This window comes from [Bacillus] selenitireducens MLS10, from assembly GCF_000093085.1.
In the GTDB taxonomy this organism is placed as follows: domain Bacteria; phylum Bacillota; class Bacilli; order Bacillales; family Salisediminibacteriaceae; genus Salisediminibacterium; species Salisediminibacterium selenitireducens.
The window spans coordinates 2,604,901-2,616,814 of record NC_014219.1; the positions used below are offsets into that span (position 1 = coordinate 2,604,901).

Below are 11,914 nucleotides of genomic sequence, written 5' to 3' on the forward strand. Positions count from 1 at the left end.
TCGTCATAAGACTGCTCATACTAATCTATCATACCTTTTTCTGACGTCAAATATCAAACCGAATTCCGTCAAGAACGATATTTATAAAATTTTTTTGCGGCGATTATTATATGGGTTTCTTCATATTTATAAAGGGGTAGAAAAACAGATAGCTCATCAGGCTTCAAGGGGTGCAAGGGCTTTCGATTTATATTATAATTTTATTTATGCAAAAGTGAGAATGGAACAATTGCGCGCAGATTAACGTTTGACAGGTGTATCGGGGCATGTCAACGTTATCTTTGTGTTGATTGCAAAAAATCTTAGCAAGCCGGAAATCATAGAATTTACTACGAGGGAGGTATATCATTTGTCTACGCTTCATTTTATTCCGTTACTGCCATTTATCGTGGCCGTATTGATTCCATTCCTGTATAAAAAGTTCAGACACATACATACAGGATGGTTTTTGTTACCTGTTCCACTGATCATTTTTATTTTTATGCTCCAATACCTGCCTTTCAGCGGTGATCCGTTTCAGGAAGTCAGTTATACCTTTGACTGGGTTCCTTCACTCGACATTGCCTATACGGTCTATGTCGACGGATTAAGCCTCTTGTTTACCCTGCTGATCAGCGGGATTGGCACCTTGGTGGTTCTCTATTCCATCTACTATATTGCGAATAAAAAAGATGAACCGCTAAACAATTTTTATGTGTACTTAATGATGTTTATGGGGGCAATGCTCGGTGTCGTTTTATCTGATAACCTGATTGTCCTTTATGTATTCTGGGAGTTGACCAGTCTGTCGTCTGCTCTGTTAATCGGATACTGGTTCCATAAAGAACGGTCCCGTTACGGTGCCCAGAAATCCATGATGATAACGGTAGCCGGTGGCTTTGCCATGCTCGCCGGTTTCACATTGCTGTATCTCATGGCCGGTACGTTCAGTATCCGCGGCATCATCGACGTTGCCGATCAGATTGCAGCCAGTCCTTATTTCATTCCGGCTATGCTCCTGATCCTCGCAGGTGCCTTTACGAAATCTGCGCAGTTTCCATTTCACATCTGGCTTCCTGACGCCATGGAAGCTCCGACTCCGGTCAGTGCGTATCTGCACTCGGCCACTATGGTTAAAGCAGGTATTTATCTTGTTGCAAGACTGACACCTGTTTTTGGCGGACAGGCAGAATGGTTTTGGATCATCACGTCATTCGGGCTCTTCACGCTCCTGTGGGGCTCCGTATCCGCCGTAAGGCAGAAAGACCTGAAAGGGATTCTTGCCTTTTCAACGGTCAGTCAACTCGGTTTAATTATGAGTCTGCTCGGTATGGGCTCCGCCGCATTCCATTATGGACTCGATGACGGGCAGTCTCTTTATACGGTTGCAATCCTGGCAGCTGTGTTTCACCTCTTTAATCACGCGACATTTAAAGGTAGTCTCTTTATGGTTGTCGGGATTATCGACCACGAGACCGGTACTCGTGATATCCGTAAACTCGGCGGCCTGATGGCGATCATGCCAGTAACGTTTACAATCTCTCTCATCGGCATTGCCTCAATGGCAGGGCTGCCGCCTTTTAACGGCTTCCTGAGTAAAGAGCTCTTCTTTGAAGGTGTGCTGAATGCAACAGCGGTTGATATCTTCAGCGGTCAGTTTCTGATGGCCATCTTCCCGGTTGTCGCCTGGATCGCTTCCGTGTTTACCTTCGTATACTCGGCAAATATGCTGTTCCAGACCTTCACCGGAAAGCATAAGCCGGATGAACTGCCGAAACATGCCCACGAAGCACCTGTCGGTATGCTGATTTCACCGGCGGTACTTGCAGCTATGGTTATTTTCTTCGGTCTGTTCCCGAACCTGTTGGCCTATACCATCATTGAACCTGCCATGCAGGCCATAATCCCTGGACTCACAGCTCCAGGCGAACAGTTCTACATCAATATCTATCACTGGCACGGGATCAATACCGAGCTTCTGATGACTCTCGGTGTTGTCTTTATCGGGATTGCCATTTTCCTGAATATGCGAAAACTCGAACAGACGGCATTTTATGCCGGTGAACGGGATCCGTTGAACTGGTTTTACGATAATGGTCTGACGGGACTCATCAGCGGAGCACAGAAAGTTGATGGCGTTCAAATGACAGGGAAATTGCGACACTACTTTATGTATATGTTTGTATTCCTGATTCTTGTCATTGGCTATGCACTGATCACGACCGGTTCCATCGCCATTGATTTCAGTGAAACAGCCGGCATTTCGCCTTACCTGTTCCTGATCGTTGCTGCGACAACCCTTGCAACGGTAGCCATTCCGTTTGTCTCCAAGCGGATACCGGCCATCGTCCTCTTGGGAATTGTCGGCTTCCTTGTTGCCCTCTTATTTGTTGTTCTGCGGGCTCCGGATCTGGCGTTGACACAGCTCCTCGTTGAAACAGTGATGGTGGTACTCTTACTGTTGGCGTTCTATCATTTGCCGGAGCTGAAGTCAGAAAGCTTCAAACCTGTATTCAAGGTGACCAACCTTCTGATTTCAATTGGTGTTGGTACTGTTGTAACACTTGTCGCATTGAGTGCTCATGCGTTCAGTACAGAAAATCCAATTTCGCCAATCTCTGATTATTTTGTCGAAAATGCCTACGCTCTTGCAGGCGGTCAGAACATCGTCAACGTTATCCTCGTTGACTTCCGAGGTCTTGATACGCTCTTAGAAGTGCTGGTTCTCGGTATTGTGGGACTTGCCGTAGTGGTTCTGATTAAATATAAAGCTTCGGGGAGGGATGAAGTATGAAAAATACCCCGATCCAATTGCATGTGATTACACGAATCGTGGCCTTTATCATTCTCGCCTTCTCCGTGTTTCTGTTTTTTGCCGGTCACAACAACCCCGGCGGCGGATTTATCGGTGGACTGATGACGGCCTCGGCACTGGTTTTGCTTTATTTAAGCTTTGATCTGAAAACCATCAGACGTGTGATTCCGTTTCAATACGACAAAATCATCGCAGCAGGCCTTCTGATTGCCATTTTGACAGGGATCGTCGGTATGCTGTTCGGATTTCCGTATTTGACACAGTTCTTCGATTATTTTAATTTACCGATTCTCGGTGAGACTGAGTTGACCACGGCACTGCCTTTTGATTTGGGAATCTATATGGTCGTTGTCGGTTTCACCCTGCTCACCATCCTGACGATTGCGGAGGATGATAGCTGATGGAAATACTCATGATATTTATGATTGGCATACTCGTTACTGTCGCCACGTATTTAATTTTGACAAAAAGCCTGTTGCGTGTGATTCTCGGCGTGATTATTCTCTCACACGGGGCTCACCTGCTTTTACTGACACTGTCAGGACTGAAGACCGGCTCCCCTCCTCTCCTTGGAGAAGAAGCCGCCTCATACTCCGATCCGCTGCCTCAGGCACTGATTCTGACGGCGATTGTTATCGGATTTGGTATCACTGCTTTTATGCTCGTATTGGCCTACCGGACATATAAAGCACATGGAACTGATAATTTTGATGAATTAAGGGGATCTGAAGATGATTAATCTTGTCATATTGCCTGTACTCATCCCGATGCTTGTAGGGGTTGTACTCATTTTCTTAAAAGAGTACAAAAACGCCCAGCGAATCATCACTGTCACCTCAATGGCACTGATTTTCCTGGTTTCAACTGCCCTCGTCTACCTGGCATATACGGATGGGATCCAAACGATAGCCCTTGGTGACTGGCCTGCACCATTTGGGATCATACTTGTCGGCGACCTGTTATCAACCTCGTTAGTCTGGCTAGCGAGTATTCTGGGTCTGGTTACCCTGTTTTTCGCCTATCAGACATTCACCGCAGAACGGGAGTACAATTACTTTCATCCCTTCTTTCTTTTTCTGATTGTCGGGGTAAACGGCTCTTTTCTGACAGGTGACCTGTTTAACCTCTTCGTCTTTTTCGAAGTGATGCTGATTTCTTCCTTCATTCTGATCTCATTCGGAAGCGGGAAATACCAGCTGAGAGAATCGCTGAAATACGTGATTATCAATACCGTCTCATCGATGTTCTTTATCATCGCCGTTGCCTATATTTACGGCGTGACCGGGACTCTGAACCTTGCCGATTTATCCGTGAAAGTCGCTGAGCTTTATGAAGCAGGCAATTCCGGCATACTAACGGTAATCGGTCTCGTTTTCCTGTTCGTCTTTGGTACGAAGAGTGCGATTTTCCCACTCTATTACTGGCTGCCTCATTCCTATTTTGCGCCACCCGCAGCCATCGCAGCCCTCTTTGGCGGACTGCTTACCAAAGTCGGTGTATACACCATCATGCGAATGTACACACTCGTCTTCCATCACGATCAGATGATTTACACCATTTTGCTCATCGTCGGTGGTCTGACAATGTTTATCGGGGTTCTTGGAGCCGTTGCCCAGTTTGACTTTAAACGGATCCTTGCCGTTCATATCGTCTCTCAGGTCGGTTATATGATCATGGGTATCGGGATTGGAACAAGCCTCGCGATCGCAGGCACGTTCTATTTCCTCGCTCACAATATCATTGTCAAATCCGCACTGTTCTTCTTCGCCGGTGCCACCGAGCATGTCTCAGGCACATCGCATCTGAAGAAGATGAGCGGGCTTTTGAAGACTCACCCGTATCTCGGCTGGCTGTTCTTCATCTCAGCCATTTCCCTTGCCGGTATTCCGCCACTGAGCGGGTTCTTCGGTAAGTTTGCCCTGATTGTGGCAGGTCTCGAAGCCGGGCATTATTTCGTCATCTTTGTCAGCCTCTTGACCGGGGTTCTGACGCTGTTCTCCATGATGAAGATTTTCATCACCTCATTCTGGGGTGAAGTCAAGTTTCCCGATCATGCTGCTTCCGAGAAAAAACCGGTCGGAAAGCTTCTGTTACCGGTCCTTCCGCTGGTCTTTTTGACCATTCTGCTCGGGGTGGCCGCAGAACCTTTCTTCGCCTTTTCAATGGAAATGGGAGAGCAGCTGACGGATCCGTCAATCTATATTGAATCTGTACTGAAGGAGTAGGTGCTATGGCTTTTCAAATTTTATTAAACATCGGTCTGGCCTTCATTTGGATGTTACTTCAAAATGAGTATACATTCCTTGATTTCTTTATCGGCTACCTCGTCGGTGTTGCCCTGCTCTATGTTCTGCGCAGGTTCCTTCACTTTGATTTTTATTTCCGGCGGGTGATTGCCCTCTTCAAATTGCTGATCCTGTTTATGTACAAGTTGATCTTGTCCAATATAGACATGATCAAGATCGTATTAAGCCCGAAAATGAACATCCAGCCCGGGATCATTGCCATCCCGACAAAGCTTCGGACGGACTGGGAAGTGACTCTTTTGGCAAACCTGATTTCCTTAACACCAGGAACACTGACCATGAACTTCTCTGAGAATGGCCGCACACTCTATGTGCACTCCATTCATGTTCCTGACAAGGAAAAAGCAATTGAAGAAATCCGACAGTCCTTTGAACGGGCCATCATGGAGGTGACGCACTGATGTTGACAACTGTATCATCCATCGTACTCATCATCATGGCCATCTCCATTCTGATCACGACAATCCGGGCTTTGATTGGCCCTACCGTCGCTGATCGCATTGTGGCCCTCGATACGATTGGAATCAACCTGATCGGCTTCATTGCCATTCTGATGATTATTCAGGATACGATCGCTTATGCAGAAGTCGTTCTTGTCATTGCCATTCTGGCCTTTATCGGATCCGTTGCGATTGCTAAATTTGTGGAAGGGGGTGTCGTCCTTGACCGAGATCGTCATTAGTGTGTTTCTCATCATGGGGGCGGCGCTCAGCCTCCTTGGTGCCATTGGAATCGTACGTTTCCCCGATGTATACGGAAGACTGCATGCAGCGACTAAAAGCGCTACGCTTGGCGTTATCAGCATTATCACAGGTGTCTTTCTGTTTTTCCTATGGATTGACGGAATCGTCGTCGGAAAACTCCTGTTAACGATCATTTTCGTTTTCCTGACAGCTCCGGTGGCTGCATTTATGATTGCACGTTCCGCATACAACACTAACGTTAAAATGTGGGGAAATAACCAGCAGGATGACCTTGCTGAAGCAATGAAAAAACAAAAAAAACAAGGATAAAGAACTGCTTCTTTATCCCTCAGCTAAAAGGATTCACAACCAATACAAAATCAAGCACCTGATCCGCTCAGGTGCTTGATTTTTGTATGTATTCCTTGTCATTCCGGGATCTGTCATACCGGATCATATGGTCAATTGCTTCCTGTACACAAAAGGACCCGGCATGAGCCGGATCCTTTTCGTCTGCATTACACCGTTTCTTTTTTCAATTCTGCATGTTTGACCGCGTCGGCCAATAAGTCAACGATATGAACACCGTCCATTTCAGACGATTTCCCTTCACGTTCAATACCGAGTCTCATCTGCAGGAGACAGCCAGGGTTAGCCGTGACAATTGTTGTAGCCTTGGTTTTGTATACTTCCTGCATTTTCACATCGAGAATCTGCATGGACATCTCTTTTTCAACAAGATTATACGTACCGGCAGAACCACAGCACCGGTCAGCATCCACCATTTCCACAAAATGTACCCCTTTGATCTGTTTTAACAGTTCTCTAGGTGCGGAGAAGGTTTTCATAACATTGCGGAGGTGACAGGAATCCTGATACGTGACAATACGTTCAGGGAGAGACATTTCAGGAAGACCTGCATCAAGCAGAATTTCTGAAATATCCATGACCCGGCTGCTGAATCGCTCAGCGCGCTCTTTCCATTCCGGATCATTTTTGAGCATATATCCATAATCATGAAGGACAGCACCACAGCCGCCTGCATTACTGATGATATAATCAAACTCTCCCTCTTCAAAGGCAATGATATTCTGTTTTGCCAGATCGAGTGCTGCTTCTTTTTCGCCGCTGTGTGCGTGCAAAGCCCCGCAACAACTCTGTTCTTTCGGGATCACCACTTCACAGCCCGCCTTCTTAAGAAGGAAAAGGGTTTTGTCGTTGGTATCCATGAACATCGTATCCATCAGACAGCCGGAGAAGAATGCGACTTTCTTTTTCACTTCGCCTTCTGCATGGACATGCGTCGGACGATTCTTCATGCGTGACGGAGCCGGAATTTCCGGTAACACACGCTCGAATGTGGCAAGGTGATTCCCGACGATTCCTGTCATCTTCGTTCCGCGGGCCAGCTTTTGGACACCGCTCTTCTGATAGAACCACATCAGACTGTTCAACTGCTTCATCTTGCCGGGATTCGGGAATACATTGTCGAGGACGACTTTACGGATCCCTTTCTCCTTCAGGCTTGTTTTCTTGTGTTTTTGAAGGATATCAACGGCATCTTCAAGAAGGTGACCGTATTTAACCCCGGATGGACAGGCCGGTTCACATGCTCGACAACCAAGACAGAGGCTGAGCTGATCCTCAAAATCCTGATCCGGCGCCATCATGCCGTCTGAGACGGCCTTCATAAGGGCAATACGCCCACGTGGCGATGCTGCTTCGTTTCCACCAGTCTCTCGATATGTCGGACAGGCCGGAAGACAAAAGCCGCAGCGCATGCAGTTCAGCATTTCATCATAATCCATCTTTGTCTGAAAGTCGGCAGTTATATCTTTCTGCATCTTCTTTGTCATACTCATTTGCTCACCACCACACGGAATTTCTCGTTTTTGGCAAAAATCTTATCCGGGTTCATAATGTTATTCGGATCAAATGCCATTTTAATATTTTTCATGATCTCTACACCTGTTTCGCCCACTTTCCAGGCCAGGTAAGGTGATTTCATCGCGCCGACACCGTGCTCACCGGTAATCGTGCCGCCCATTTCGATCGCTCTCATGAAGATATCTTCGAACGCTTCTTCAACACGCTTCATTTCTTCACGGTCTCTGGCGTCAGTCATGCAAGTCGGATGAAGATTGCCGTCTCCGGCATGTCCGAATGTACAGATCTCGACATTGTGTTTTTTAGCGATCTCTTCAATCGCCCGAACCATTTCGGCGACTTTTGACCGCGGAACTGTTGCATCTTCGAGAATCGTCGTCGGCTTCATTCTTGCAAGAGCAGATAAAGCTGAACGTCTGGCTGCAGTGAGAGCCTCGCCTTCTTCCGGCGTTTTGGCAATTTCTGCAGAGAGTGCACCCGTCTGTACACAGATTTCTCTCATGCGTTCCATATCACGCTCAACCACCTCTTTCGGACCGTCCTGTTCAATCAGGAGAATGGCACCTGCATCAGTCGGAAGTCCAATCTGTGCAAAGTCCTCCACTACCCGGATCGTTGGCTGATCAAGAAATTCAAGCGTCGCAGGGATGATCTTATTTGCAATAATCGTTGATACCGTATCCCCGGCTGTTTCAAGATCCGGATAAAGAGCGAGCATGGTTTTTTTAGTCTCCGGTTTGGGAATCAGTTTCAGTGTCGCTTCCGTCATGACACCGAGCGTACCTTCTGAACCAACCATCAGTCTTGTTAAATCATATCCGGCCACATCCTTCGCCAGTTTTCCTCCGGTACGAACGATATCCCCGTTTGCCAATACAAATTCAAGACCCATAACATAGTCTCTCGTAACACCATACTTCAAACCTCTGAGGCCGCCTGATCCTTCATTGATATTCCCGGCGATCGTGGAAATCTTCATGGATGACGGATCCGGAGCGTAGAACAAATCCACTGCTTCAACGGCATTGATCAAATCGAGAGTAATGAGACCCGGTTGAACCGTTGCCGTAAGGTTTTCCTCATCAATTTCCAGTAATTTATCCATGTGCGTGAAGATCATGACAACCCCTCCGCGGAGCGGTGTTGTACCTGCTGATAAATTCGTTCCATTACCCCTTGGTACGATCGGTGTCCCTGACTCATTGCACACCTTACAGATCTGAGATACTTCTTCTGTTGAACGCGGCTTGATGACAGCATCCGGCATACTTTGAAAATCCGGTGTGGAATCATAGGAATATACGAGAAGATCCTGAGGTGAATCGAGTAAATTCTCTTCTCCTACAATATCCGCTAACTGTTTTCGAACTTTTTTCTTTAACATATTTCTCCCCCCACTAAATCGGTATACTCCTAGTATAAAGCAAGAAAGCGCTTGCAGCTATGTGTAATAAAATAAATATTCCTGTATTTACACAGGAATATTTATATCTTCATACAATTTTCGGCTGTTGCGCCTGATCATGATAAAAATGAACCGCAATATAGAGTGATACAATATCTTCTGTGCGCTTCACCGATTTCCCCGTCAGTTCGGAGATTCGCTTCAATCTGTAATGCAGCGTGTTGATATGAATATGCAGGGCTTCGGCCGTCGGTTTCAATCTCAGATTATGTTCTATAAATACATCGAGCGTATCCATCAGGTCTTTTTCGTTCATGATGGAGCCGATCACTTTTTCTATAAGACGTTCTCTCGTCATCGTGCTGATTTCTGCAAGAGCGAGCTCGAGAGACAGTTCTGAATAAAAGACGACTTTTTCTGAATGCCCTTTTGCACTGATGGCCCGTTTTGCTTCCTGATAAGAGCGGCGCAGTTCTTCCGGAACGTGAACCACCGTTCCGACACCAGCCTGGGCCTGAAATTGAAATTGCCGGTCTATTTCCTGTAAGATCTGTTTAAGCTCCCGTTCGATAAGTTTCGCATCTTGAACTGGTTCGTTCATGTCTTTTACAACCATAAATCTGCCTGCGCCCCATGGAACCACAAAATCCTGGGGATTCTGTTCAAACGCAAGTCGCAGATAATCCGTGACGGTTTGGTCCGTTGCCCTTTTGAGTGCACTTCCGTCCTGGTGTGTCAGATGCTTTTCCATGAGATCGATGAGAATGCAGCACTTTGGGCGGTCAAGCCGAATGCCAAGAATTTCCCCGCGCTCACGAAATTCAAAATCAACATCCTGAATGTTGACCCACTCATAGACGAACGTTTCATAGCCCCTATGTTTAGAGTCGAGAAGTTCGGATGAATAGGCTTCTTTAATAATGAGTTCAGTCATGCGCTGAATGAGTTGACCGAACTGAATCACTTTTGAAGGCTCTCCGGTGATCCCGATCACACCTACTGCAGATCCGTCAATCATGATGGGCAGATTCAACCCCGCCTTTACACCTTTTAATTTCGGAACGTCCCGTTTACGGATAATAAAATGTTTACCTGTATCAACAGCGATTTTCGCCCCTTCATGAAAGTTGCCGATCCGGTTGCGGTCACTCGCTGCGATGATGGTTCCTGTCTGATCAACAACGATGACTTCTTCACGCACGATCTCCGTCACTTCATTCACGATCCTTGATGCCACGCCTGTCAGTAATTCCATTCAGTATCCCCCATCTCCTCTGCGAGTTTGTCCCCGGCCTGTATACGGATGTTCATGCCTTCACCATCAGCAATCCATTGCCATTGATCCGATTCAAACAACAGAATCACAGTAGAACCGAATGAAAAATAACCAAGTTCATCACCTCGTGTTACCTCCGAATCAAACCCTGTCAACTGGATGCTGTTCACATTCACCGCACCCACTTTGATCACGGCGCAACCGCCATGATCGGTATCGAGTTCCGTGATCAGCCTGTAATTCTCCTGCAAAGGGCTGTTCCCGTATGCCAGCCCCCAGTCATTCACGGGATCTGAAGCTTCTCCAAGTGCATAACTGCGTATTCTTGTCCCTGAAACAGGTGTGTGAATACGGTGATAATTGTGGGGAGCAAGATACAAAACAGCGTAACTGCCATTTCGATACCGTTCAATGACTTCAGGAAGCCTCACAAGTTTCTTCAGGCTGTATGAATGTCCCTTCACTTTAAATTCAGGCTCACCCTTGTCGTCAAAATGTCCGGCCGCTGTCAATGTGCCATCCACAGGACTGAGGACTTCATTTGCTTTTCCCTGAAATGAACGTGCCCCATCTTTCAGTTCCCTTGTAAAGACATCATGCAGGGAAATAAATCCGGACAGTTTCTTTTTTGATTCATTTGGATTAAATCGGATCAACGCCGCAAAAGGACGAATCAGCGGCCTGCTCCATCGCGAACGTGCAAAGCGCTGCAAATTTGCCGAAAACAGCGGTGACTGGATCAATGTCAGTCCAGCCCGGTATACCTTATTTTTCATAAAAAATGAACCTCCAGATAATCTTCGACTAACATTCACAGGTTGTGAGTGCCGTTGAGTGATAATTATGGTATAATTAACATTTATTAAAGGGATTTCTCAAGATCCCGAAGGGACGTGGTTTAAAGATGATTCTTCTTCAGCATCTTGTTGACAATACATTCAGACGATTTCGTTCTCAAACAGCCAATTTACTGACGATTCTCAATCTCGGACTCGGAAGCATGGCGATCCTGTTTGTTTTTCAAAGTCAGTTCGGCACCGCTGTAGCTCTCATTTGTGCAGCTGCTGTATTTGACCGTTTTGACGGGAAAGTGGCCCGTAAGATGAACATTGAATCAGAAATGGGTAAACAGCTCGATTCCCTTTGCGATTTGATTTCATTCGGGCTCGCTCCCGCTCTCTTAATCTTTCAGTCCACGCTCGTTGAGTTCGGTGTTGCCGGCTCACTGGCCACCGTCATCTTTATTGCATGCGGGGCAATCAGACTCGCACGTTTCAACGTAAGTGAGCAGAGCGGTTATTTCGTCGGGCTTCCAATCACAGGAGCCGGCTGTATCCTGACCATCACCTATCTCTTACAGGGCGTTATCGAACCGCACATCTTCATGTTTATCATTCTAACACTTTCCGTCCTGATGATCAGTTCATTTCGTGTCCGAAAAGCATAAATCTCCCCCGACTGACTTAAATGTTTGATACGGATCGGCCTACATTTTCACATCAGCCAAACACCTGTTACGTGAGTGCCGGGTGTTTTTCTTTCGTCTCACACTTTTATTGATTT

Annotated in this window: 12 protein-coding genes; 8 read left to right on the forward strand and 4 right to left on the reverse strand. The window is 46.6% G+C overall.

All coding sequences use genetic code 11. The annotated features are described in order from the left end of the window. Positions 1–349: 349 nt before the first annotated feature. The 7 genes from BSEL_RS12140 to mnhG are packed head-to-tail and all read left to right on the forward strand — an operon-like array spanning position 350 to position 6,113. On the forward strand, positions 350–2,773 hold the full coding sequence (locus BSEL_RS12140; protein ID WP_013173310.1) for a Na+/H+ antiporter subunit A: 2,424 nt from the start codon (positions 350–352) through the stop codon (positions 2,771–2,773). Beyond that, complete coding sequence (locus BSEL_RS12145; protein ID WP_013173311.1) at positions 2,770–3,195, forward strand: Na(+)/H(+) antiporter subunit B; 426 nt, start codon at positions 2,770–2,772, stop codon at positions 3,193–3,195. The genes BSEL_RS12140 and BSEL_RS12145 overlap by 4 nt, the downstream gene beginning before the upstream one ends. After that, positions 3,195–3,533 carry a Na(+)/H(+) antiporter subunit C gene (locus BSEL_RS12150; RefSeq protein ID WP_013173312.1) on the forward strand — a complete coding sequence of 113 codons (339 nt, stop codon included), beginning with the start codon at positions 3,195–3,197 and terminating at the stop codon, positions 3,531–3,533. The genes BSEL_RS12145 and BSEL_RS12150 overlap by 1 nt, the downstream gene beginning before the upstream one ends. Further along, complete coding sequence (locus BSEL_RS12155; RefSeq protein WP_013173313.1) at positions 3,526–5,019, forward strand: Na+/H+ antiporter subunit D; 1,494 nt, start codon at positions 3,526–3,528, stop codon at positions 5,017–5,019. The genes BSEL_RS12150 and BSEL_RS12155 overlap by 8 nt, the downstream gene beginning before the upstream one ends. A 5-nt stretch (positions 5,020–5,024) precedes the next feature. Continuing rightward, a complete protein-coding gene (locus BSEL_RS12160; RefSeq protein WP_013173314.1) occupies positions 5,025–5,501 on the forward strand; it encodes a Na+/H+ antiporter subunit E in 477 nt (158 codons plus the stop codon). Next, the gene (locus BSEL_RS12165) at positions 5,501–5,782 is read left to right on the forward strand and encodes a Na(+)/H(+) antiporter subunit F1 (protein ID WP_013173315.1); all 282 of its coding nucleotides are present in this window, start codon (positions 5,501–5,503) and stop codon (positions 5,780–5,782) included. The genes BSEL_RS12160 and BSEL_RS12165 overlap by 1 nt, the downstream gene beginning before the upstream one ends. Further along, entirely contained in the window at positions 5,763–6,113 is a 351-nt protein-coding gene (gene mnhG / locus BSEL_RS12170; protein ID WP_013173316.1) for a monovalent cation/H(+) antiporter subunit G, read from the forward strand. The genes BSEL_RS12165 and mnhG overlap by 20 nt, the downstream gene beginning before the upstream one ends. Before the next feature lie 188 nt (positions 6,114–6,301). Here mnhG and BSEL_RS12175 read toward each other — a convergent pair whose 3' ends face one another. From BSEL_RS12175 to asd, 4 genes are all read right to left on the reverse strand, one after another. Further along, the gene (locus BSEL_RS12175) at positions 6,302–7,645 is read right to left on the reverse strand and encodes a (Fe-S)-binding protein (protein ID WP_013173317.1); all 1,344 of its coding nucleotides are present in this window, start codon (positions 7,643–7,645) and stop codon (positions 6,302–6,304) included. Then, positions 7,642–9,054 carry a glycolate oxidase subunit GlcD gene (gene glcD / locus BSEL_RS12180; protein WP_013173318.1) on the reverse strand — a complete coding sequence of 471 codons (1,413 nt, stop codon included), beginning with the start codon at positions 9,052–9,054 and terminating at the stop codon, positions 7,642–7,644. The genes BSEL_RS12175 and glcD overlap by 4 nt, the downstream gene beginning before the upstream one ends. 109 nt (positions 9,055–9,163) lie before the next feature. Then, a complete protein-coding gene (locus BSEL_RS12185) occupies positions 9,164–10,330 on the reverse strand; it encodes a CdaR family transcriptional regulator (RefSeq protein ID WP_013173319.1) in 1,167 nt (388 codons plus the stop codon). Beyond that, positions 10,318–11,127: an archaetidylserine decarboxylase gene (gene asd / locus BSEL_RS12190; protein WP_013173320.1), complete on the reverse strand. Its 810-nt coding sequence runs from the start codon at positions 11,125–11,127 to the stop codon at positions 10,318–10,320. Before asd ends, BSEL_RS12185 begins: the two co-directional genes overlap by 13 nt. Positions 11,128–11,255: 128 nt before the next feature. On the opposite strand from asd, the gene pssA reads away from it, so the two are divergent. Next, positions 11,256–11,798, forward strand: coding sequence for a CDP-diacylglycerol--serine O-phosphatidyltransferase (gene pssA, locus BSEL_RS12195; protein WP_013173321.1), 543 nt, complete (start codon positions 11,256–11,258; stop codon positions 11,796–11,798). The last annotated feature ends 116 nt before the right edge of the window (positions 11,799–11,914 follow it).